Here is a 21,909-nt window from a genome sequence, read left to right on the forward strand (position 1 = left end):
CCGCGCGGTAAGCTCGCCATAACAGTGAGTGGATAATGCGCCGGTTGACGATACGGCAAAATGAAGGTTCTGATCACAGGCAGCGCGGGGCATCTCGGGGAAGCGCTCGTCCGGACGCTACGAGAGGCGGGCCACGACCCGATCGGGCTCGACATTCAGCCCTCGCCGTTCACGAGCGTCGTCGGGTCGTTCACGGACCCCGAGGTAGCGGACGACGCGATTCGAGGCGTGGAGGCGGTGCTTCACGCCGCGGCGCTCCACAAGCCGCACGTTGTGACGCACAGCCGGCGAGAGTTCGTCGACACGAACGTCATTGGAACGCTCAACCTGCTCGAAGCCGGCGTCGCTCACGGGCTGAAGGCGTTCGTCTATACGAGCACGACGAGCGTCTTCGGCCGCGCGCTCACGCCCGCCGCCGGCGAGCCGACAGCCTGGATAACGGAGGACGTCGTACCGCTCCCGAAGAACATCTACGGCGTCACGAAGAAGGCGGCGGAAGATCTGTGCGAGCTTTTTCACCGCAAGCACGGGTTGCCTTGTGTCATATTGCGAACGTCGCGCTTCTTCCCTGACGAGGACGACCAGGCCGCGATACGAAACGCGTACGACGACCGAAACGTCAAGGCCAACGAGTACCTTTACCGGCGTATCGACCTCGAAGACGTCGTTTCGGCTCACCTGCGCGCGCTCGAGCGCGCAACCTCCCTCGGATTCGGCTGCTACATCGTCAGCGCGACGACGCCGTTCGTTCCGGACGACGCGGCGCAGCTCAGAACGGATGCGCCCGCCGTGCTCAAGCGGCTGTTCCCATCGTACGAAGCGGAGTACGAACGCCGAGGCTGGAGGATGTTCCGGAGCATCGATCGCATCTACTCGAACACGCGAGCGCGGCGCGAGCTCGAATGGGAGCCTCGCTGGAGCTTCGCGTACGTTCTCGAACGGCTGCGAGCGGATGAAGACATCGCGAGCGCGCTCGCGCGGACCGTCGGCTTCAAGGGCTACCATGCCGGGAAGTTTGCCGGACGGATGTATCCAACCGATCCCGCCGAATGAGCGCTCTCGCACTCGGCCTCGAGCTCGGACGTCTGACGACGCGACGAGTAAAATCGGCGGACCGGGCCGGGGGTCCGGAGCCGGCGTTCCTCGCGATACTCACGAGCCGCCCGGCGGCCGACTACAAGGGCATCACGCCACCGTGGAACGATTGGCGTACAGTGCAGGAGCAGTGCCGGTCCGTAGCCAGGGCCTTGCTCGAGACCTAACGACTCACCAGGGGGACGAACGATGACGAATTCTACGCAAGCCATGAAGCGGCTAAATGTGGTTGCGCTCGCTGCGGCGTCGCTGCTCGTAGCAGCGCTCGGCGCCGTCGCCACGGCGGCCTTCGCGCAGGAGGAGTCGGCGACGGATGCCGCGGCGCGGGCGGCCGAAGCCGTCGGGTGGGTGATCGGGGAAGGCCGGCGCGACAGCCGGGAATGGGCCGCCGAGAAACAGCGGCTCCAGCAGCTCGGTGAGCGGTTCGATTCCGCCGAAGCCCTCTATCGACACTTCAGGGAAGAAGCGGGCAACATCACGCCGCTCACCTATCGGGATCTCCTCGAGCACGCGGAGCTCTACGATTGGCGCGGGATATGGACCCGGGCCAGCGGCGGTCTTCAGTACGACCCCGACGTGCGGCCCGGTGAAGAGAACACGGCGCAGCTTACGCCGGCGGGGCAGGCGGCCGTGGCGGCCAAGATCCGGCAGCTTTCGACGACGGGCGGCGAGTACGATCCGATCAGCGATTGCCGCCCGCCGGGCGTGCCGCGCTGGCTGACGGAGCCTTTCTTGAGGGAATTCACGGTCGCGCCGCATCAAACCTGGCTGATCAACGAGATGGTCAACGATATCCGGCGCGTGTATACCGACGGCCGCGAGCACACGGCGCCCGAGGACGCCTATCCTTCCTGGAACGGCGACTCGGTCGGCTTCTGGGACGACGGCACGCTGATCTTCTCGACGAAGTACCTGATGGAAGGCCAGTATCAACGCGGGACGATGCCGAATTATTCCTTCGAGGTGGAGACGGTCGAGCGCTGGCGCAGGACCGGGGAGGACCTGATCGAGGCGGACGTTTGGGTGTACGACCCGGTCAATCTGGCCGAGCCGTGGTATACGAGGCAGGCTTACACGCGGCTTTCGAACGAAGACGGCTTCCTCCGCATCCGTTATTGGGATTGCCGCGAGAATCCGAACAACGACATCATCGTCACCGACGACGGGACCAGCCAATTTCCCGATTTCACATTCGTCGACGACGACGCGGAGGTCAGCGACGACCCGAACGTCACGGCCCGGGGCAGCGATTTGAATACGGAAGCGCCGGCGAGCGTCGAGTGACTCGAAGGATTCCTCGCGTGCGCGCTCGCTCGTCGAGGGCCGCGGGCTTCCACCCGCGCACGACGAGCGCAGCGAGCCGGGCGTCAAGGACGGCGGTTCGGGCCGAGTCACTCGTCCCGCAATCCCGCAATCGGGACGACGTGCCCGCCTCCGGGACGACGCGGTTGCCCTGAAGGACGGACAAAAGCGGAGCGGCGCCCTCCAGTCAACACCTTACGCGCCGGTCGGCCGGGTGGCACGCCCGTTGCTCGGACGCCGTATCGATCGGTGAGAGCCGACGTTCGCCCACAAGAGTTGCAGCGCCGATCGGGCGCCTGACGAGGTTGCGGTCATGGCCATGAATCCTTTCCGACCGACGGCGCGGGTGCGCGCGATCATCCGCGCCGGATCGGCGTCCGACGCCGACGGCGAGCGCCGCGACACGCGCGGCGCGGGCTGGTTCGATGCGGTGATGCGAGACCTCGTATACGCCTGCCGCTCGCTGCGCAGCGCGCCGCTCGTGGCCCTTACGGTCGTGACGACGGTCGGGCTCGGCCTCGGGCTCGTGGCCGCCGTGTTCACGATCTTCAACGCGGTGATCTTTCGCGTGGACGAGGTGCGCAATCCGCAGGAGCTGTTCGCGGTGACGCGCCAGGCCCCGGCCGACTCAGCACCCGAGAAATTCACTCGCGAGCAGTACGAAGCGCTCCTCCGCGAGACGGACGCGTTCGTCGATGCGTTCGCGCTCGGCCCCGAAGTCGATCGAATCATCGACGGTCAGAGGATCGAGGGGCAGCTGGTCTCGGGAAACTTCTTTCAGGTCCTCGGCGTGAGCGCCGCCCGTGGACGCACTCTCGTCCCGGCGGACGACGAGACGGGCAACGATCACGTGATCGTTCTCAGCGGTCGCGCGTGGTCGCGGTACTTTGCGAGCGATCCCGGCGTTCTGAACCGCACGATCGACGTGAATGGCGTGCCGTTTCAGATCGTCGGCGTGATGCCGGAAGGCTTTCGGGGACTCGCGTTCGCGCCGCCGGACTTCTGGGCGCCGCTCTCGCTCCTCGGCGAGCTCCGGCCCAACAGCGACTCCGGCGAGCCCACCCTCGGCATCGTCGGGCGGCTCGCGCCCGGTCTGACCCGCGGCCAGGCGCTTGCGCAGCTCGTCGCGTGGGACGTGCGCCGGGCCGTGGAGACTTCCGGCGAGCGGCCGGACGCGAACCTCGTGCTCGAGCCGCGGCAGGGCACGGTGCCGCTCTCGGCCGAGGCGATCGTGCTGTTCATGCCGCTCTTCTTCGCGTTCGGTCTGATCCTCATGATCGGCTGCGCGAACGTCGCCAACCTGCTGCTCGCCCGAGCCGTCGCCCGCCGGCGCGAAATCGGCATTCGCCTTGCAATCGGCGCCACGCGGCGCCGGATCATTGCGCAATTGCTCACCGAGAGCCTGCTGCTCGCGCTCGTGTCCGCCGCGCTCGGCTTCGGCGTTTCACGGCTGGTCCTCGAAGCCGTCGTCTACTACGTCACGACCGCCTGGGCGAATCTCGGCGACATTCGCCTCGTCGTGCCGCCGGCGGACTGGCGCGTCGCGCTGTTCCTCGTGATCGCCGCCCTTGCATCGACCCTGTTCTTCGCGCTCGCGCCCGCACTTCAAGCCACGCGCTTCGATCTCGTGCGGCCGATGCATGGCGAGGCCGCCGCGGGCGAAGGCAGACCCGGCCGCGCTCGAAACGCGCTCGTCGCTCTCCAGGTGACCGGATCCGTGCTGCTCTTCGTCACCGCGGCGGTCTTCCTGCGCAGCAGCTGGGTAGCGGCGTCGCTGGACCCCGGTATCCGCACGACCGACACCGTGTTCGTGAACGTCGCGAGCGAGCGGCGGGGCGCGATGCTCGACGCGGTGAGGAGCGAGCCGTCCGTTGCGTCGGTTGCCGCCGCGACGCCGTTCTCGCTGAGCGCTGCGGCGCAGGGCGCAGTCGTCAAGCCGAACGCCGCGTACCGGTTCGTGTCGCCGAATTACTTCGAGGTCCTCGGCATCGAAATCGCGCGAGGACGCGGCTTCGCGCCGACGGAGACGAGCTCGGCCGCCGCGGTCGCCGTGGTTTCGGAAAGCGCCGCGGAACAGCTATGGCCGGGTCTCGACGCGATCGGACAACTCCTGCGGCTCGACCCCGGCCCGGAACAAGACGCGGCGGAACGGGAAGACGCGCCGCTTCTCCCGCGCACGGCCGTCGTCGTCGGCGTCGCGCGCGACGTGCCGGGCTTTCGGCTCGCCGGCCAGAGCGTGTTGGCGGGACCCGATGTCTACCTGCCGATCGCCGCCGAGGCTGCCGGAACCTCGCTTGCGTTGCGCGTGCGCGGCAATCCGTCCGAGGTGAGCCGCCGGCTCCTCGCACGGCTAGAGACCGTGGAGGCCGGCGCGGCCGAGATCATCCCGCTGCGCGAGCTCTCGCGTATGGAAGCCGAGCTTCTCGCGATTCCGTTCTGGATCACGTTCGCGCTCGGCGCGCTCGCGCTCTTTTTGACCTTGTCGGGACTCTTCAGCGTGCTTTCGTATCTCGTCGAGCGACGCAGGCGGGAGATCGGCGTGCGGATGGCGCTCGGGGCGACGCGGCGAGGCATCGGTGCGCTCGTGTTGGCGCAAACGGCTCGGCCCGTCGCGGTCGGGCTGCTCCTCGGCAGCAGCTTCCCGGCCGCGGTCGGCGCCGCGCTGCTGGCGACGCCCCTCGCCGAGCAGATCGGGCAGACGGTGCGTCTCTTGGATCCGCTGGCCTACGCTGCCGGCTTGCTGTGCGTCGTCACGGCATGCGCCTTTGCGGCGCTCGTCCCGGTGCTGCGCGCGGGACGCGTCGATCCGATCGCGGCGCTGAGGCAGGATTGAGGATACCGGCGAGGCAGCTCGCCTCGCGCGCGGAAATGCAGACACGGGTCAGAATGCGCGGACCGGGCGCACGACCACCGTGGCAAGGGATTTCGACACCAGCACCGCTCCGCCGCCCCCGGCGAAGTCGATCGCTACGGCGGAGTTCTCGTCAAGCTCGGTGGAGCTCGCGTAGGACATCACGGCGAAGCCGTGCTCGTCGCGGAAGTTCGTGTGCGTCGCGAGGTTGTCGTGCATCGCCTCGAGCTCGTCCCGAGAAGGCAGGAACCAGTCGTCGTACCCGTTGATCTCGGCCGCGGCCGCAATCCGGGCCGGCGCGCTGCATCCCGGGTCGGCCAGAATCGCAGTGTTGTCGGAACCCGCGCCGATTGCGGCCGCTGTCGCGCCGACGAGCGTGCCAGCGCAGCCCCACGTTTCCCAGGGATCGGGTTCGCCGGCATTCCACTGCCGGGGCGCGGCCTCGAGGTATCGCCATCCGCCCGCGTCGTCGCCCTTGTCGTAGAACACGATGCCGCCGGCCGGGCCCCTGTCGCCAATCGAATAGACCTTTCGCACCAGGCGCACGTACGCGCCCGCTTCGTGCTTGAAAGGCAGCGCCGCGCCGATGTCGAAGCGAACGACCCACGCGAGCCCCGGCAGGCCGGCGTACGGCGTGCCGGTCCAGACCGCGCTCGAGCCGGCCGGGAAAACCATCGTGTTCAGCGACGGCCCGGCGCGGCAGAATTCGACGAGGCTCGCGAGCTCGGCCCGGTTCGGCAGCCGCCAGTCCTGATAACCGGCGAGCGCGGCCGTGGCCGCCGCCTGCAACGCCTGATCCCACGGCATCACGGTCGGTGTGCCGGCACAAAGCTCGCCACTCTGGCCGATCAGACAGCGGCTCCACATCAACCGCGTGCGTTCGTGCGTGACGGTGCCGTCGCCGTGGATCTCGAACTCGTCTAACGGCGTCGTCACCGGGATCTGCGCGTTGTCGCAAAAGTCGGCTGCGCCGGCGGCGGCGGGTAGAAGCAAGGAAAGGATCCATCCGTAACGCATCACGATCGGCCTCCGGCGCTCAGTCGTCGGCGCGCACCAGCCGCACGTGCGCGGCGTAATTTTTCGCGGGGTTCACCAGCTGGCCGTCCGTGAAGTCGATGCTCCACGCGATATTGGCGTCCGGCGCGAAAGCCGTAGCGGTCCAGTAGAGCGGGTCGCTCGAAGGCACGTCCGGGAAGTAGTCGATGTCGACGGCCGGCGAGACCCGGCCATGGTGCACGATCGACGCGAGCTCGGCCGCAGTCGGCATGCGCCAGTCGTCGAACCCGCAGAGTCCTTCGTCGTTCACGGCGTCCACATAGGCTTGCGTGTCGCATGCGGAGCCGCTGCAGACGCCGCCGTTCGGAACACCCGCCTGGCCGCCGTTGCGCTCGGCATCCGGCAAGTACCACGAGTACGTGTGGCCGCGATGGCGCGCCGTGCCGGGCGCGTCCGGCCGGATCTCCCAGAGCAGGCCCGTCACATGATCGAGCGTGCAGGCCCAATCGGCCTCGTTCGAGCCGAGCGCCGCATCGGGCGGCAGCGCGATGCCCGCGTGGGACACCTTCGTGAAGTCGAAACCGGCCGCGCCCGCCCCTTGCTTGCTCAGAGCACCGCGGCGGGCGGCCGCGTCGCGGCCCCAGTCGCCGTCTTGGCCCGGGTAGCTCGGATGCGGGCAGTCGAGCGCGAGATCGACGGCGTCGGCGCACCGGTCGAAACCGGAGTCGTTCAGCATGCCGGATGCGGCGTTCGCGATCCTGTCCGGCAACGTCACCGCTTTCGTCGCGCTCGGCACGCCTTCTTCGCCGTCCGCAAAGGCGGTCACGATGAAGTAGTACGTCGCGCCGTGCGTCAAGCCCGTGACGGTGTGCGGGCTCGAGACGTTCTGAAGCCACACGCCGCCTTCGTAGGCCGCGTAGTCGTCCGGCGTGAGATCCGGGTCCTCGGCGTAATAGATGTGATGACCCTCGGCGTTCGGCACCTCGCTCCAGACGACCGTCACGCTGCCGTGGCCGGCGGTCAGCGTCACGTCTTCCGGTGCCGCGAGCTCGGGCTCGTTCGGGGACTCGCCCGGGTCCGTGGGCGAATTCCCGCTCGGCGCCCCTCCGCTGCCGCCTCCGCCGCAGCCGGCGAGACTCGCCGCGGCGAGCCCGAGCCAGAGCTTGCGCACGGTATGGCTCCCCGACGGAACCGCTGCCGTCACGCCGCCTCCTTGCAGTGCCTTTTCGCAGGTTCGCGCGCGGGCAGCGATCGGCCCGCGCATGGCCAGTGACAGTAGGCGCAAGCGGTGCTGCGCGCGACGAAACGAGTCACACGCCTTGCACGAAAATCCGCATTCGTGGCCGGGCTGTCGCGGCCCCTATTGCGTCCATGATCGTGGACGCAATCAATGTTTACGTTCACGATGGAGGACATATGTCCAAGCGGCGCGCTGTTCGGCGGTGCGCTTTTTTCTTGCCTGTTATGTCCGCTATCGTATACATTAAAAGCGTTAACGTTTGTTTTCATGAACATTACGAGCCGAAAAGCTGATTACGCCCTTCCGCTTCCGGTCCGACGGGCGCTGCGCAAGCTGGGCCAGGATGTGCGTCAGGCGCGGCTGCGCCGGCGCCTGCCCGCGGCTGTCGTCGCGGAACGGGCGTCGATCAGCCGCACGACGCTGTTCAAGCTGGAAAAAGGCGAGCCCGGCGTCTCCATCGGCATTGTCGCGACCGTGCTGTTCGTGCTCGGGCTGGGAGAGCGGCTGAGCGAGCTCGCCGATGTCAGGCACGATGAGCACGGTCTTGCCCTCGAAGAAGAGCGGCTGCCCCAGCGCATCCGGCGACGACGGCGCACACCGGCGGAAACGGCCTGATGGATCGGGAAACTTTCGTCCATGCCGATCTCGACGGCCGGCCGCACCTCGTGGGCCGGCTCTACACTCGCCTGCGCAACGGCCGCGAAAGCGCGACCTTCGAATACGACGACAGCTGGCTGAGCCACCCGGAACGGTTTGCGCTCGAGCCGGCCCTGAAGCTGGGGCCCGGCCCTTTTCATACGGCTACCGACAGCCGCGTATCTTGAGCACGGCGATCGACGAGGAGGATCAGACGGCCTCGCTCGCGCTGGCACTGTCCGTCGCCGAATATTTCGATCTCGAGCAGCGCCAAGCACAGGAGATTGCCGGAGAAGTCGCCGCGGCGACCGCGCAGTGGCGCGCGGAAGCGCAGCGCTTCGGTCTGACGCGCGCACAGTGCGACCGTATGGAATCGGCATTCGTGCACACGGATCTCGAGACCGCACTCTCCTTTGCCTAGGGGCACCCTGAAGCCTTCACGAAACGCTCGTCTTCCGGAAGACCGGCGCGAGTGTCGCGGACCGGACAGATGCAAAGGTATTCTATGAGCTAGCATATTCCCAAAAGCGATCGATAGAGCAGGGGCTGGGACGCGCTTGCGGAGCCGCTCATTCGATAGAGCTCATTTCGATAAGAACAAGTCAACGTGTCTGGGAGGCATCCATGACACCTCGATTCCACCGTCTCTCCCTCGAGGAGTTCGCCGCCCTGCTCGCATGCTTTCCGTTTTCTCGCCGTATCAACGCCGTCCACCTGCATCATACCTGGCGGCCGAACCATGCCCAGTTCCGCGGTCACGACACCATCGTGGCCATGTGGAGGTATCACACGCAGGAGAAGGGCTGGAGTGACATCGCCCAACACGTCACGATCGATCCCGAAGGGATGATCTGGACCGGGCGCAACTGGAATCGCCCGCCGGCCAGCGCATCCGGGCAGAACGGCAATGCGTCCTTTGGGCCGTTCATGATCGAGACAGTGGGCGACTTCGATGCTGGACGAGACCGCTTCGAGGGTTGTCAGCGCGACACGGTGTTGAAGGTGATCGCGCTTGTGCAGAAGCGCTTCGAGCTCAAGGCAAGCTCACTGCGGTTCCACTGTCAAATGTCGTCGAAAACGTGCCCGGGGAGCGCGATCGACTATGACGAGGTCGTAAACGCAGCTCAGGAGCTTCTCGAGAGCGGCATCGACATCGCACCGACGGCGCCCCCGGACGCTTTGCCTTTCCCGAGGTCGGCCTTGGCGCTGGCCGACGTCCAGACCGATCTCATGAACCGGGGCGCGGCTCGCGCCGACGATCCGGCGCACGCCGAGCCCGAGGAGGAGGCCGGCTCGCCGTTCGCCTACACCTCCGGGCTGCCGGGGCCGAAGCCCGAGATCCTCGCGCGGGAGCGCAAACTCTCGCCGGCTGAGCTTGCCGATTTGCGGCCCCATGTCATCAACTTGCGGCAGGGCGTCTTCTCGCACGATGGCGCGATAACGTGCTCGAAGGCCGACGTCGACGCCATCTTCGAGGAGCACCTGCCGCGCCGACTGGCCGCACAACCCGACGGCAAGCCGCTGCCCATCGTGTTCTACGCCCACGGTGGCCTGGTCTCGGAGTCTTCCGCGCTGAATCTCGCGCAGCAGCACGTGACGTGGTGGCTCGCTAACGGCGTCTACCCGATCTACTTCGTCTGGGAAACGGGGCTGTTCGAGACGGTGGGTCAGCTTCTCGAGCGCACTAGGGTACGCACTCGCGCCGCTGCCCGAGATCTCTGGGATTACACGACGGATCCTCTCGTCGAAATCGCCGTCCGCGCGCTTTACGGCCCCATGATTTGGGGTGGTATGAAACGCAGCGCAGAGCGCGCGTCGGCCGACGCGGGCGGTGCGCGGTATACCGCCGGGAAGCTTGCGGAGTTCTGCAAGAGCAACGGCGGGGCCGTGGAGCTGCACGCCGTCGGCCACAGCGCGGGCTCGATCTTCCATGCGCACTTCCTGCCGGTCGCGCTCGAAGCCTGCTCTCTGCCGTTCAAGACGCTCCATCTCCTCGCGCCGGCGGCGCGAGTCGACCTCTTTCTCGATCGGCTAGCGCCGCTCATGGGCAAGCCCAACGGTATCGGCGAAACGACCTTGTTCACGATGCGTGAGGATTTCGAGCGCGCCGATCGGTGCACGCCGATCTACCGCAAGTCGCTGCTGTATCTCGTGAGCCGGGCGCTCGAGGACGAGCCGAAGGCGCCGATCTTGGGGCTCGAGGAGTGCTTGCGAGCGAACGCCGAGTTGCGTCGACGTTTCGGGCTCGGCAGGCACGGCGACGACGGCGACGTCGTGTGGTCGCTTTCGGCGAGCGACGACGGACGCAGCGCGTCGCGGTCGACGACCCATGGGGGTTTCGACAACGACCCCGCCACGATGAACAGCGTCGCCCGGCGCGTACTGAACAAGGGCGATACGGAGCGGCTCGAGCGCGCCTTCCCCGAGGTGGACGGCCGGCGCGCGCTGGCAGCAGACGACTGGAGCGATGCCGTGGACTGGCCCGAAGGCCTCGAGTTCGTTTCGCCCCCGGTTCGGTCGCGTCCGTCGCTTGCCGGCGCGACGATCGGCGTGACGACGTCGGCTCCTGCGCAGACCCGCCCCGTGGTCGCACCTGCGATCGGGCGCCGGCTCGCCGTATGCGTCGGCATCGACGCGTATGCGAGCAGCCCGCTCGCCGGCTGCGTCGCTGATGCGCGACTGTGGGCGCGAACGCTGACGGATCTGGGGTTCGACGCGCCGACGGTGCTCGTCAACGAAGTCGCGACGCGCAGCGGGATCCTCGACGCCCTCGCGCGGGCCCTGGCCTCGAGCCAGGCAGGCGACGTCGTCGTGTTTCAATATTCCGGCCACGGCACGCAGGTGCCGGATGTCGACAACGACGAGGCGGCGGGCGATTCGCCGGGCCTCGACGAGGCGCTGTGTCCGTTCGACATGGACGCGGGCGCATTCCTCATCGACGACGATCTTGCGGAAGTGCTCGCCGAGGCACCGGCCGGAGTCAACGTGACGCTCTTCATCGATTGCTGCCATAGCGGAACGATCTCGCGGCTCGGCGTCGGGGCGCCGAGCAGCGGGGCGCGCGGCGACGCGCGGTTCCGATATATCACGCCGTCGCCTGAAGCGCTCGAAGCGCACCGCCGGTTCCGGTTGCGGCTCGGCGGGGCGCGGCACCGTCGACGAGGACCGGAGACGATGCGCGAGGTGCTGTTCTCGGCGTGCCTCTCGCACGAGGTGGCGTGGGAAAGTGCGGGCCAAGGGGAGTTCACGCTCCGGGCCACGCGTGAGCTCGCCGCAGGCATCGAGGGGCTCTCGAATGAAGCGTTTCTCGAGCGCGTGCGTCGCGCTTTCGGAGCGCAGCCGCGTCAGCATCCCGAGCTCGACTGTGCGCCGCAGCGGCGCAGCGGCCCCCTCCTCGGGGCAGAGTCGGCGCTGACCAGCGTCACGGTGAGCGACTTGGGCACGTACTGCGGCAAGCCGGTACAGAACAGGACGAGATCGCGGATCCCGGCGCTGTTGCGTGAGATTGCCGGCGAGCTCGACGGCTAGCAGGCGGCCGAGGCATGGCGGCGCGCGACGACGCGAAGTCACCGTCGACGCCGGGCGCGAGCGCGGCCGTTGCGCAAAGCAGCATTATCCAGTCGCGCGCAATGGACCGAGAAGCGGACGCGGGGCTCGAAGGCGACGGCACGCGCGGGGCGGGCGCAGATTCGGCAGCGGACGCCGGCCTCGGCTCCCGGGCACGAGACGACTCGCCGCGAGGCCCAGCGGGGCTGTCGGCCGGTGCGCGGGGCAACACTTGGCAGCTGGGCCCGCGCATCTATCGTGCGGTGGAAACGCATCCTTACGAGCGCCGGTCCACGGATCCGATCTATCGGCCCCTGAGAATCTTCTCGCTGGATCCCGCCACCTCTCGGCTCGAAGGCGCCGTGGCGCTCCTCAACGTGCCTTACGAGCCGCTCGACCCAGGGCCCCGCGGTGTCCTGCTGGAGGTCGATCCGACCGACGGCGCAATAGGCGTGCGGTATCGTTCGGCCAACCTCGATGACCCGGACGTCTTGATACGTGACGGCTACGATCCGTCCACCTCCGATCCTCGGTTCCATCAGCAGATGGTATACGCGGTCGGCTCATTGACGTACGCGGCATTCAGGTCGGCTCTGGGCCGCGACATCGCCTGGGGATTCGATGGCGACGGCCGCGCCGGACGACCCACTCGCCTCACGTTGCGTCCGCACGGCTGCATCGAGCGCAACGCGTATTACGACAAGGCCGATGGGTCGATCTCTTTCGGTTACTTCCGGGCCGATCGCGTCGTGGCAGGTCGCAACCTGCCGGGCGGTTTCGTGTTCACCTGCCTGTCGCACGACATCATCGCACACGAGATGACACACGCGTTGCTCGACGGGTTGCGCGCACACTTCGCCTATCCCAGCGGTCCGGACGTCCTCGCCTTTCACGAGGCCTTCGCGGATCTCGTGGCAATCTTCCAGCATTTCAGCTACAAGGAAGTGCTCCATGCGGCCATTCGACGCACGCGCGGTGACCTGCGCAAGTCACAGCTACTAACGGCGCTTGCCACCCAGTTCGGCCATACGACGGGCTCGAGCCAGCCGTTGCGCACGGCTATCGACGTGCAGGGTCTCGACGGAAAGCCGCTGCAATACGGCGAAGCCACCGAGCCGCATGCGCGAGGCGCGGTGCTGACGAGCGCCGTCTTCGACGCGTTCACGACGGTGTTCGATCGCAAAGTGGAACGCTATGTGCGCCTCGCGACGGGCGGCTCCGGCGTGTTGCCCGAAGGCGAAATTCACCCGGACCTTAGCGCCGTGCTGGCCGAGGAGGCCGCGAAGCTCGCAAGCCAGTTCCTCTCGATCTGCATCCGGGCCATCGACTATTGCCCCGCAGTCGATCTCGAGTTCGGCGAATTCTTGCGCGCCGTGATAACCGCCGACAAGGATCTCGTGCCGAACGACCCGTGGGGGTACCGCGAAGCCTGGATAGATGCTTTCCGGCGGCGTGCGATTTATCCGCCGCGCACTCTCAGCCTGTCCGAGGATGCGTTGCTATGGCGACCGACGCGCGTCCCGATTGGCAGGCAAGAGGAGCTCAGCTTCTCGGCGCTGCGTTTCGCGGGCGATCCCGGCCGCGTCGCCGGGCGGCCGGAGCTCGAGCGCCAGGCAGACGCCCTCGGTCGCCTCGTTTGCGACCCGAGGTATATGGGCGAGTTCGGTTTCTGCCGGAACGGCCACCCGGCACTCGGCCGCGATACGGTCGATCCGCCCTGCATCGAATCCGTCCGCACGTTGCGCCGGGTCGGTCCGGACGGGCAGATCGTCTTCGACCTCATTGGCGAGGTTACGCAACGGCGCAGAGTAGGCGGGAGCAGGCGAAAGGCGTTTGACTTTTACGGGGGCGCCACCGTGATTCTGGATCCCCATGGGTCCATTCGCTATGTCGTCTCCAAGAGCGTGTTGAATGCCGAGCGGATCGACCGCCAGCGAGCATTTATCAGGAGCGGAGTCGGCAAGCGGTTTTGGAGCGACGAGGGCGGAGCGTACGTGGCGCGGGGAAACGCGTTGCGCTTGCTGCATGCGCTTGAACGTTGAACGCCGCCAGGCGGCGCAGTAGCAGTACTCCGGCGCTATCGGACCGACGCGATCGTCTGAAACACCCCGGTCGACAGCGAATCGTACTCGTGCTCGAGCACGGTGATGCGATCGCGCCCCTCCCGCTTCGCCGCGTAGAGCGCCTGATCGGCGAGCTGCAGCGCGCCCTGCGGGCTGCGGCGCGGCCTCGGACGGACGATCGCCACGCCGATGCTCACGGAGACGATACCCGACACGGAGCCGGGGTGATCGATCGCGAGGGCCCGGACGGCGCCGTGCAGCCGTTCCGCGAGCTCTTCGGCCTGCTCCCGCGTTGCATCGTAGAGAATCACCGCAAGCTCCTCGCCGCCGTAGCGCGCCGCGATGTCGAACGGGCGCTTCCCGAGCCGGTTCACGATCGCGGCGATGCGCTTCAGCACCTGGTCGCCCGCCTGATGACCGTAGCAGTCGTTGTAGTGCTTGAACCCGTCGACGTCGACCATCAGGATCGCGAGGGTCTTCGAATCGCGCAGCGCCTGCTGCCACACGCGCGCGAGATGCTCGTCGAAGGCACGCCGGTTCTTCAGCCCCGTGAGGCCGTCGCGGGCGGCCATCTCGCCGAGCAGCGACTGCTCGAGGAACTGGCTGCGCGCGGCCCGCTCGTGCGCGAAGCCCGCGATTGCCGACATGACGATATTGACGACGAAATGACTGCCGAACGGCAGCATCGCGACGATGTTCCCCGCGTAATACCAGCCGCCGATCAGCAGACCGCCGGCACCGACGAGGTTCACGACGATCGCTTGCCGGAACAGCAGGCCGCTGAAGAAGTACGCTGCGAAGGTATCGGTGACGAGCGGCGCGAGGTACTCCGGATGCGCGGCGAGGATCTCGCCGCTGCACGCGAACGTCCACGTGCCGTGGCACACGGCGACGAGCGGGAAAGCGACGCGCGGATAGAAGCGCTCGAACCACGGCGTCCACGCGATCAGCACGAGCATGCTCCGGCTGGCCGTGTTCAGGACGATCATGAAGAGCAGCATGTTCGTATCCGCCCTGCTCCATGCGTCCGCCAACGGGCCGGTGGCGTCGCCCGCGCGCAGCGCGAGCAGCAGCGGCAGGATCGAGAACAGCAGCACGGCGAGGACCGTGGAGTGCCACGCGCGAATGCGCCCGCGCGCGTGGTACAGGTGCTCCTGAGCGAACTCGCGCTCCACGGCCGGCGCAAAGCGCAGCCGGCCGAAGCGCACGCGCCGCTCCCGGGCGTACGGCGAGCCCGGCACGGCGTCGAGATCGATCTCGCGACGGTTGCCCACCGGGCGAATGTACGCGGCCCCCGCCGCGGTTGCTGCGACGCGGCCCACGAAACGGTCGGGGGGCGGCTCGGGGGCTACGGGGGCGGCGGTGCCGTGCGGCAGGGCCGCGGGTTCCAGCCCGCGCCGTCCGGCTCGAGCTTGAACTGCGTGCTCGTGTAAAACGGCTCCGTGAGGTACCGCGGGTCCTCGACGATCGTCACGACGAGCAGCCACGTGTCGCCGCTCGGATGCCGAGGCAGCCGGTGAAAGTACTCCGTGATCGTGGCCTCCTCGCTGTACGGCACGCCGTTCTTGCGCAGGTACCCCGCGCGAAAGCCGGTGGTCACGACCTTCAACGACCCGCCGATGCCGAGCGAGCCCGGGAGCGGGGGCCCGCCGCGCTGCCCGAGGCCGCCGCCGCCCGGCGCGATCGGGCCGGCATTGTTGCCGATCTGAGCCCTCTGCGGCGCGTCCCCGCGGCCGCCGGGCGGCCGTTCCCATTCGGCGATCGAGTGCCCTTGCCACGTCTTCTCGGAAGCGGGGCGGACGTTCGGATCGAAATGCAGAATCCTCGTCTGCATCCCGGCGTCGAAGTCGATCCGCAGCGTCGCGTCGTCTTCCCACGTGATGTGCAGCCGGCCGGGCTGGCGCATGATGCCGCCGATGCCGAAGGCCTTGCAGGCGAGCCCCGCCGCGTTGTCGGCCTCCAGATCCCAGGCGTCGGCGACGCGCCGACCCTCGTCGTTCAAGGGCACGCTTTCGTAGTCGCCCTTGCGGGGCGTTGCCATGCGGTGGCGCCAGTCCTCGCTGACGACCGAGACCCAGTACCCGGTCAGATCGATCGGCGCGCTCGCGCGCGCGGACGCGGGCCCCGGACCGCCCCGTTGCGCCGACGCCGGAGCGGCCGCCGCAAGCGCCGCGGCAAGCAGCACGGCGCCGGCCGCGCGCTCGAGCCGTTTCGCGAGCGGGCCGCTCATTGCGTCGCGCTCCTTCGATTCACGAGATCGCGGTACACCGCCTCCACGAACGCCTCCGTGGTCCAGCCGTTGTCGGGATGCCCGTAGCGCGGGTCGTAGTCGAGCGTCGGCTTCGCCGCGAGCACCTCGTCGAGACCCGCGCCCTGCTCCACCAGGCTCTGCACGCGGTCGCGGATGATCTGCACCATGTCGCGATACTCGACGACGTCCGCCTCGTCGCCGACGCGGCCGTGCCCCGGGATCACGTAAGTGCCGCCCTCCTGAAGGTAGGCCGGCACGGCGATGTCGAGCATCGTGTTCAAGCCCTGAATGAAGCCGTCGATGCCGCCGCCCGCCTCGAGGTCCACGACCGGGTAGTGAGTGGTCACGAACAGATCGCCGGCGACGAGCACGTCGGAGCCGCGGAAATAGACGATCACGTCGCCGTCGGTGTGGGCCGCGGGCACGTGGTACAGAAAGATCGCCTCGCCGTTGAAGTAGAAGTCGCGCCGCGGCTCGAAGAACGTGTTCAGCGGCAACTCCGTGATCGGACGCCCGGCGTCCGACATCCGCGCGAGCACACGCTCGTGCGCGATGATCGCGGCCGGATTGCCGTTCACGGTCATTCCCGCCTGCGATAGGGCCTCGTTGCCGCCGGTATGGTCGGCGTGAGCATGCGTGTTGACGATCCAGCGGATCGGCTTGTCCGACAGGCGGCGAATCGCCGCGAGCACGTCGTCGCGCCTTTCCGAGAGGCCCGTATCGACGACGAGCACCCCTTCGTCGCCGGTCTGCACGGCGATGTTCGCGCCGGCGCCGACGAGCATGTGCACGTTGCCTTGCACGTGGAAGATCTCGATCGGGTGCTCTTGAGCGCTCGCGGCGTGAGCGGCAAGAAGCCACGCCGCGAGCACCGCCGCCGAACGCCGCGCCGGAATGATCGGCGCCTTTCCAGAGGCCGTGGACGGCGTTCGTGGCCGCTCGAGCCGCATCCGCTATCTCGACTCGCGGATCATCGCTTCGACCTTCGGCATGTACTCGGGGTACGTCGCCTCAGCCCCGGCGAAAACCGCTTCGAACGGCAACCCGAACTTGTTCGCGAAGTCCCGAATGAACGGATTCTCGCCGGGCAGGTAGTGCGGAACCTCGTTCTTCGGCTGCGGCACTTCCATCGCGTACTCGCAGTTGTAGAGCCAGTTGCGGTTGCCGCGCTCCATCCGCACGAACTCCTCGCTCGTGATATACGGCTCCGTGAGATAGACCGGGTCCGTGACGATGGTCACGTGGGTGAGCAGGTCACCGTGGCGGATGTAGTGCTCGACCATCGTCGTGAGGTCGCTGCTCGGGATGCCGCTCCGGCGGTAGAACTCCTTCTTGATGTGCGTCGTCGTCACCGTGAGGATGTCGCCGTCCCACTGCCCGGTGGAGAACCCCATGAACGTATGCGGCGCGTATTCGGGGGGATGCGGGCGGCCGTCCATCCAGATCGTCCGCCACTGCATGTACGTTCCGAGGTACTGGCGATAGGCGACGATCTCCTGCGTCGCCGGGTCCTTCTCCTCCCAGATGCGGAACTGGAGCGGGCCGCGATAGATGTGCGGCGCGTTGTAGGGCTGGCATTGATGCTCGAGCAGCGCGACGCGCGTGACGTCGAACGCCTGCGCGTAGCGCCGCGCGGCGTCGTTGAGCGGCACGCCGGTGAAGTCGCCCTGCACGTCGCCCGGGATGCGGTCCGTCCAGTCCTCGTGGTACTTGCCGGTCCACTCGCCCGCAAGGGCGAGCTGCGCCGCCGCGGGTGCGGACGCGAGAAGCAGCAGCGCGGCGGCGCCTGCCGCGCGGGCGCTGCGCGCCCAGCTGGAAGGCATGCTAGTCAAACGTCTCGCCGGGCCGCCGGCCCCAGTCGAAGCCGTCGGAGTTGCGCCGCAGGTAGCGCATGCGAATGCGGTAGTCGGAGGGATCGCGGCCGGGATTGCCCGTGATCGTGACGATGTCGCCCGGCCGAAGCGTCTGGCTCGTGACGCCTTGATTGGACAGCTGCCCCGCGCCGCCCCACTCGACGGCCCAGCGGTGGAGCTCGCCGTTCTCGTCCGGCGCTTCGACGTGCACGAACGAGTGCGGGTTGCGGAACAGGAACTGGAGCAGCTTGCCCTCGATCTGGATCGTCCGGTCCTCGAAGTACGTTGCCGCGAACGAGTGGTGCGCCTGGGCCACGCTTGCGCCGAGCGCCGTCAAGATGATCAGAAGGACCGATCTCGAAATCATGGGCCTGCTCCCCGCGCCCCGGCGGCCCCGCGGCGCGGGGCAGACGCCGGTGTTTTTGGTTTCGGATGATTCTACTACATCGACTCCGCGATCGTCCTGCGCCCGCGGCGAGCGGCGCGTATCGATATTCGCGGGCGGCGCGCTAGATTTCGCGGGCGGCGCGCTCGGCGGTCTCGGCCTGCGCGCCGCCGAATGCGTCCGCCGCGGCGATCACCGCGGCGATCGCTTCACGCTCCTCGGCGGCAAGGCGCGGGCTCCAGATGTCGCAGATCAAGATCACACGCGGCTCGTCGCTGTCGTTCCACGCCTCGTGCTCGATCGTGTCGTCGAAGACCCACGCCTCGCCGACCCGCCATTCGCGCGTCTCGCCTCCGACGCGAAAGCCGCAACGGCCGGGCACGATCAGCGGCAAATGCACGACCAGCCGGAAGTTCGCGACGCCGGTATGCGGCGGAATGCGCGTTTTCGGCTGCAACACGGAGAAGAGCGCCGAAGGGGAGCGCTCCTGCACGTGCGGCTGCGGCAGCATTTCGAGGACGCCGGCCGTGGCAGGCGCGCGGCGCAGCCGCTCCTCGATCGGCCGCCCGCGGTCGAAGAAGTGGAACGCGCTCCACCGCGGCGAGTGATTCAGCTCGCGCCATTGGTCGAGCGGGAGATGATCGTCGTACTGAATGTAGGGCTCGAAACCTTGCGCGTCCTCGCGCAGGATCGCCTCGAGCTCCGCCCGGATACCGTCGCCGGCGGCTTCGAGCTCCGCGAGCCACGGAAACTCGTCCCGATCGTAGAACTCGATCGCGGGCAGCCCGGGATAGAAATAGTCCGTCGGCTCCTGCCGGTATCGTTTGCGCAGGCGCAAGGCCATGTCGATGAAGGCATCGACGCGCCGGCGCCCGGCGGGCGCGCAGCGCGCCCGGGCCTCGGCCGTCTCCGCGCGAATGAAGTCGCCGAGCTCGCGCGTATGCTTCGCATGGAAGGCCCGCGCGTGCTCGAGCGCGGCGCAGGTGGCGGAATCGAGGTGCGACTCCGGCGGGGCGTTCGCGAGGGCCGCGCCGTACGCGGCCGCCGCAGCCCGGTGCCTGCCCTCCCGCTCGAGCAGCGAGCCGTTCATCAGCAGGGCGTGAAAGTTGCGCGGGTCGAGCCTCAAGACCTCGCGCAACGCGGCGAATGCCCCGCGGAGGTCATCGAGCTGCCGGCAGGCGCCGGCGAGGTTCAGCCACGCAGCAATGCTCCGCGGATCGATCTCGAGACTTTGCGACCAGAGGGCCCTGGCCGTCGCGTAGTCGCGGGCCCCCATCGCGCGCCGGGCGCGCGCGAGCAGCCCGGGTAGGTCAGCGTTCGCCATCCACTCACCGCGCAAAGCGGGCCTCGGCCTGCACAGGATACAACCCCGATCGGCACTCGGCACGGCCGCCGGTGCCCGGACGCTCCCGGGCCCGCGGCCGCCTCTCGACGGCCCGGGCCGACTGAACTATGGTTAACTGGGGGCGGCGCGGTGCGCCCTCCCCTTCCCGATGCGGGTAGAATCAAGCGTATCGATGGGCTCAACCAGGGGGACGTCTCATGCTTCGGATCGCGCTGGCGGGCATTGCCGCCGTCACGTGCCTGTTCGCGGCCGTATCGGCCGTCGCTCATCACTCCGTCGCGGCGGAGTTCGACACGGACCGCCAAGGCGAGCTCCGCGGCGAGATCACGCAGGTATGGTTCACGAACCCTCACGTGCGCTATCGGCTGCACGTCACGAACGCGGACGGCAGCACCGAGGACTGGGAGCTTCAGGCCGGCAACGTCACGAATCTGCGGCGCGTCAACTGGAATGCCGATTCGATCCGCGTCGGTGACGTCGTCACCGTCAGCGGCCAGCTCGGCCGCCGCGGAGCGAAGAAGCTGCTGATCCGGGATCTCGAGACCGCCGACGGCCGGCACTTCCCGCCGCGCAGCAACGCCGAGCGGCGTCCCGACCGGAACGCGGTGAACGCGAGCGCCGACAAGGATTACACGTACTCGGCCGCGGCTGACGACTATCCGATCGACATCACGGGCGGCTGGCGCAACAGCTACAAGTGGCACGTGACGGTCGACGATCTCGAGCCGAAACCGATTCCGTTCACGGCCGAAGGCCGTCGCATATTCGAGGCCACGGAGCCGTGGCACGACCCGTCCCTGCGCTGCGTCGCGCCGGGCCTGCCGCGCATCTTCGGTGCGCCGTACAACATGGATATCGTCGACGCCGGCACGCACTACCTGATGGTCTACATCGAGCACAACACGCCGCGCCGCGTTTGGATGGACGGCCGCACGCCGCCCGAAGACACGCCGCCGACGCCGATGGGCTTCTCGGTCGGCCACTGGGAAGGCGACGAGCTCGTGATCGAGACCACGCACCTGAGCGCGGGGTGGCTCGACGGCTCCGGGCTGCCGATGTCCGGCGACGGAACGCGGATCGTCGAGCGGTACACGTTCAGCGACGACCGGCTCACGATGGACCGGGTGATGACGATCTACGACCCGTATTACACGGAGCCGCTCGTGCGCCGCAGAGCGTCCGCGCGCGACGACGAGCTCGACCTCACCGAGCAGGCCCCGTGCGACCCGGACAGCTACTACCGCGACCTGGCCGCCGCCGGCAGGCTCGACGCGCACTTCTCGCGCTGACGCCGGCGCACGGAGAACGACGATGAAGCAGGTCGTGGTCAGCGGCGTCGTGGCCGCCGTCGTGAGCTTTCTCGTGCTCGAGATCGGCGAGCGAACCCGCGACGAGCCGATCGACGAGGACGTCCTCGCCGAGCACCTCGCGGCCCATCCGCTGATCGCCGAGCGCCTCGACGGCCCGTCGCTGACCTACACGGATGAGCTCATCCAGGACGGCTGGGTGAACGGCGCGCGCGCGCCGGGCGCCGAGCACAAGCCGCTCGCGCCGGCGGAGAGCTCGATTTGCTACCTCACGAAAGTCCAAATCAAGGGCATCCAGGGGCCGGAGGACTCGAGCTCGTGCAGCATCGGCATCGATGACTTCACGGGCTATTGGCAGGTCACGGCCGCGGTCGAGGAAGGGAGCCGGTCGGAGGTGCGGTGCAACGCCCGTTGCCTGGTCTGGGAATAAGTCGAGGAGCCGAACGACGTGAACACGCACACTGCGAAGAGAGGCGCGCGGCTCGCGCCGCGGGTGCTCGGCGTCTTGCTGCTCGCCGCGGCCGCGGCTGAAGCTCATCACGACAGCCAGGCCGAGTTCGGCCCGTTCGGGTCGCCGACCATCTACGTCGAAGGCCGCATCGTCCGGATCAACTGGGCGAATCCGCACATCAGCATCGATATGGAAACCACCGGCGGGGAGCTGCCGGCGGGGCAGAAATGGCGCATCGTCAGCCATCCGATCCGCATCATGGAGGAGTACGGCTTCAAGCGCGAAGATTTCGAGGTCGGCGACACGCTGAAGCTTCTCGCTTGGACGCACGTCCGGGGCCAGCCGCTGATCTGGCCGCGTGCAATTCAGGTCAACGACGGGCCGCTGCGCTCGAACCTGCGCTTCACGGACATGATCGACATTGCGAACGGCGTGTTCGAATCGCTGCACATCCAGCCCGCGGCGAACCTGAACGGGTCTCCGGCCGGGCGCGCCGGCCCCGAGACCGTCAGTAAGCTCGAGGCGATGGGGCTCCTCGACGAGCAGGGGCGCATGATCTGGCCGCCGCCGGACACGGCGGCGAATTGA

Annotated in this window: 20 protein-coding genes; 12 read left to right on the top strand and 8 right to left on the bottom strand. The window is 68.0% G+C overall.

The annotated features are described in order from the left end of the window. Positions 1 to 60: 60 nt before the first annotated feature. The 4 genes from VF329_15305 to VF329_15320 all read left to right on the top strand — a co-directional run bounded on the left by VF329_15305 (position 61) and on the right by VF329_15320 (position 5,230). Positions 61 to 1,053, top strand: a complete 993-nt coding sequence (locus tag VF329_15305) for an NAD(P)-dependent oxidoreductase (protein HEX7082374.1) — start codon at positions 61 to 63, stop codon at positions 1,051 to 1,053. Continuing rightward, positions 1,050 to 1,262: a hypothetical protein gene (locus VF329_15310; GenBank protein HEX7082375.1), complete on the top strand. Its 213-nt coding sequence runs from the start codon at positions 1,050 to 1,052 to the stop codon at positions 1,260 to 1,262. The genes VF329_15305 and VF329_15310 overlap by 4 nt, the downstream gene beginning before the upstream one ends. Positions 1,263 to 1,284: 22 nt before the next feature. Then, positions 1,285 to 2,379, top strand: coding sequence for a hypothetical protein (locus VF329_15315; protein HEX7082376.1), 1,095 nt, complete (start codon positions 1,285 to 1,287; stop codon positions 2,377 to 2,379). 331 nt (positions 2,380 to 2,710) lie between these two features. Then, positions 2,711 to 5,230 carry an ABC transporter permease gene (locus VF329_15320; GenBank protein ID HEX7082377.1) on the top strand — a complete coding sequence of 840 codons (2,520 nt, stop codon included), beginning with the start codon at positions 2,711 to 2,713 and terminating at the stop codon, positions 5,228 to 5,230. 48 nt (positions 5,231 to 5,278) lie between these two features. On the opposite strand, the gene VF329_15325 is transcribed toward VF329_15320, so the two are convergent. Beyond that, complete coding sequence (locus VF329_15325; GenBank protein ID HEX7082378.1) at positions 5,279 to 6,265, bottom strand: DUF1566 domain-containing protein; 987 nt, start codon at positions 6,263 to 6,265, stop codon at positions 5,279 to 5,281. 19 nt (positions 6,266 to 6,284) lie between these two features. Further along, entirely contained in the window at positions 6,285 to 7,415 is a 1,131-nt protein-coding gene (locus tag VF329_15330; GenBank protein HEX7082379.1) for a DUF1566 domain-containing protein, read from the bottom strand. A 219-nt stretch (positions 7,416 to 7,634) separates the two neighbouring features. On the opposite strand from VF329_15330, the gene VF329_15335 reads away from it, so the two are divergent. The 5 genes from VF329_15335 (at position 7,635) to VF329_15355 (ending at position 13,708) form a co-directional block, all read left to right on the top strand. Beyond that, positions 7,635 to 8,099 carry a helix-turn-helix domain-containing protein gene (locus tag VF329_15335; GenBank protein HEX7082380.1) on the top strand — a complete coding sequence of 155 codons (465 nt, stop codon included), beginning with the start codon at positions 7,635 to 7,637 and terminating at the stop codon, positions 8,097 to 8,099. Next, positions 8,099 to 8,308 carry a hypothetical protein gene (locus tag VF329_15340; protein ID HEX7082381.1) on the top strand — a complete coding sequence of 70 codons (210 nt, stop codon included), beginning with the start codon at positions 8,099 to 8,101 and terminating at the stop codon, positions 8,306 to 8,308. Before VF329_15335 ends, VF329_15340 begins: the two co-directional genes overlap by 1 nt. Then, a complete protein-coding gene (locus VF329_15345) occupies positions 8,305 to 8,541 on the top strand; it encodes a hypothetical protein (protein HEX7082382.1) in 237 nt (78 codons plus the stop codon). Before VF329_15340 ends, VF329_15345 begins: the two co-directional genes overlap by 4 nt. A 203-nt stretch (positions 8,542 to 8,744) precedes the next feature. Then, a complete protein-coding gene (locus VF329_15350; protein HEX7082383.1) occupies positions 8,745 to 11,648 on the top strand; it encodes a caspase family protein in 2,904 nt (967 codons plus the stop codon). A 14-nt stretch (positions 11,649 to 11,662) separates the two neighbouring features. After that, complete coding sequence (locus VF329_15355) at positions 11,663 to 13,708, top strand: peptidase M4 (GenBank protein ID HEX7082384.1); 2,046 nt, start codon at positions 11,663 to 11,665, stop codon at positions 13,706 to 13,708. A gap of 35 nt (positions 13,709 to 13,743) precedes the next feature. Here VF329_15355 and VF329_15360 read toward each other — a convergent pair whose 3' ends face one another. The 6 genes from VF329_15360 to VF329_15385 all read right to left on the bottom strand — a co-directional run bounded on the left by VF329_15360 (position 13,744) and on the right by VF329_15385 (position 19,542). Further along, on the bottom strand, positions 13,744 to 15,003 hold the full coding sequence (locus VF329_15360) for a GGDEF domain-containing protein (protein HEX7082385.1): 1,260 nt from the start codon (positions 15,001 to 15,003) through the stop codon (positions 13,744 to 13,746). A gap of 74 nt (positions 15,004 to 15,077) precedes the next feature. Then, positions 15,078 to 15,959 carry a hypothetical protein gene (locus VF329_15365; GenBank protein HEX7082386.1) on the bottom strand — a complete coding sequence of 294 codons (882 nt, stop codon included), beginning with the start codon at positions 15,957 to 15,959 and terminating at the stop codon, positions 15,078 to 15,080. Beyond that, complete coding sequence (locus VF329_15370) at positions 15,956 to 16,930, bottom strand: MBL fold metallo-hydrolase (GenBank protein HEX7082387.1); 975 nt, start codon at positions 16,928 to 16,930, stop codon at positions 15,956 to 15,958. Before VF329_15370 ends, VF329_15365 begins: the two co-directional genes overlap by 4 nt. Positions 16,931 to 16,933: 3 nt before the next feature. Next, a complete protein-coding gene (locus VF329_15375; protein HEX7082388.1) occupies positions 16,934 to 17,803 on the bottom strand; it encodes a hypothetical protein in 870 nt (289 codons plus the stop codon). A gap of 1 nt (position 17,804) precedes the next feature. Next, positions 17,805 to 18,200, bottom strand: a complete 396-nt coding sequence (locus tag VF329_15380) for a DUF6152 family protein (GenBank protein ID HEX7082389.1) — start codon at positions 18,198 to 18,200, stop codon at positions 17,805 to 17,807. Positions 18,201 to 18,342: 142 nt separating this feature from the next. After that, positions 18,343 to 19,542, bottom strand: coding sequence for an aspartyl/asparaginyl beta-hydroxylase domain-containing protein (locus VF329_15385; protein HEX7082390.1), 1,200 nt, complete (start codon positions 19,540 to 19,542; stop codon positions 18,343 to 18,345). Positions 19,543 to 19,760: 218 nt separating this feature from the next. Between VF329_15385 and VF329_15390 the strand changes: the two genes are divergently transcribed. From VF329_15390 to VF329_15400, 3 genes are read left to right on the top strand one after another with little or no spacing between them, the layout of a single operon-like run. Next, the gene (locus VF329_15390) at positions 19,761 to 20,852 is read left to right on the top strand and encodes a DUF6152 family protein (GenBank protein ID HEX7082391.1); all 1,092 of its coding nucleotides are present in this window, start codon (positions 19,761 to 19,763) and stop codon (positions 20,850 to 20,852) included. A 22-nt stretch (positions 20,853 to 20,874) separates the two neighbouring features. After that, positions 20,875 to 21,300 carry a hypothetical protein gene (locus VF329_15395; protein HEX7082392.1) on the top strand — a complete coding sequence of 142 codons (426 nt, stop codon included), beginning with the start codon at positions 20,875 to 20,877 and terminating at the stop codon, positions 21,298 to 21,300. Positions 21,301 to 21,318: 18 nt separating this feature from the next. Beyond that, positions 21,319 to 21,909 carry a DUF6152 family protein gene (locus VF329_15400; protein ID HEX7082393.1) on the top strand — a complete coding sequence of 197 codons (591 nt, stop codon included), beginning with the start codon at positions 21,319 to 21,321 and terminating at the stop codon, positions 21,907 to 21,909.

It is taken from the genome of Gammaproteobacteria bacterium, assembly GCA_036381015.1.
Classification (GTDB): Bacteria; Pseudomonadota; Gammaproteobacteria; order Steroidobacterales; family Rariloculaceae; genus ZC4RG20.

What these genes read in the sequence shown, in the direction of transcription:
- VF329_15380 (HEX7082389.1), bottom strand. Translation starts at nt 18,200, where the DNA reads ATGATTTCGAGATCGGTCCTTCTGATCATCTTGACGGCGCTCGGCGCA.
- VF329_15375 (HEX7082388.1), bottom strand. Translation starts at nt 17,803, where the DNA reads ATGCCTTCCAGCTGGGCGCGCAGCGCCCGCGCGGCAGGCGCCGCCGCG.
- VF329_15335 (HEX7082380.1), top strand. Translation starts at nt 7,635, where the DNA reads ATGTTTACGTTCACGATGGAGGACATATGTCCAAGCGGCGCGCTGTTC.
- VF329_15365 (HEX7082386.1), bottom strand. Translation starts at nt 15,959, where the DNA reads ATGAGCGGCCCGCTCGCGAAACGGCTCGAGCGCGCGGCCGGCGCCGTG.
- VF329_15325 (HEX7082378.1), bottom strand. Translation starts at nt 6,265, where the DNA reads ATGCGTTACGGATGGATCCTTTCCTTGCTTCTACCCGCCGCCGCCGGC.
- VF329_15350 (HEX7082383.1), top strand. Translation starts at nt 8,745, where the DNA reads ATGACACCTCGATTCCACCGTCTCTCCCTCGAGGAGTTCGCCGCCCTG.
- VF329_15355 (HEX7082384.1), top strand. Translation starts at nt 11,663, where the DNA reads ATGGCGGCGCGCGACGACGCGAAGTCACCGTCGACGCCGGGCGCGAGC.
- VF329_15320 (HEX7082377.1), top strand. Translation starts at nt 2,711, where the DNA reads ATGGCCATGAATCCTTTCCGACCGACGGCGCGGGTGCGCGCGATCATC.
- VF329_15370 (HEX7082387.1), bottom strand. Translation starts at nt 16,930, where the DNA reads ATGCGGCTCGAGCGGCCACGAACGCCGTCCACGGCCTCTGGAAAGGCG.
- VF329_15305 (HEX7082374.1), top strand. Translation starts at nt 61, where the DNA reads ATGAAGGTTCTGATCACAGGCAGCGCGGGGCATCTCGGGGAAGCGCTC.
- VF329_15390 (HEX7082391.1), top strand. Translation starts at nt 19,761, where the DNA reads ATGCTTCGGATCGCGCTGGCGGGCATTGCCGCCGTCACGTGCCTGTTC.
- VF329_15395 (HEX7082392.1), top strand. Translation starts at nt 20,875, where the DNA reads ATGAAGCAGGTCGTGGTCAGCGGCGTCGTGGCCGCCGTCGTGAGCTTT.
- VF329_15310 (HEX7082375.1), top strand. Translation starts at nt 1,050, where the DNA reads ATGAGCGCTCTCGCACTCGGCCTCGAGCTCGGACGTCTGACGACGCGA.
- VF329_15385 (HEX7082390.1), bottom strand. Translation starts at nt 19,542, where the DNA reads ATGGCGAACGCTGACCTACCCGGGCTGCTCGCGCGCGCCCGGCGCGCG.
- VF329_15315 (HEX7082376.1), top strand. Translation starts at nt 1,285, where the DNA reads ATGACGAATTCTACGCAAGCCATGAAGCGGCTAAATGTGGTTGCGCTC.
- VF329_15340 (HEX7082381.1), top strand. Translation starts at nt 8,099, where the DNA reads ATGGATCGGGAAACTTTCGTCCATGCCGATCTCGACGGCCGGCCGCAC.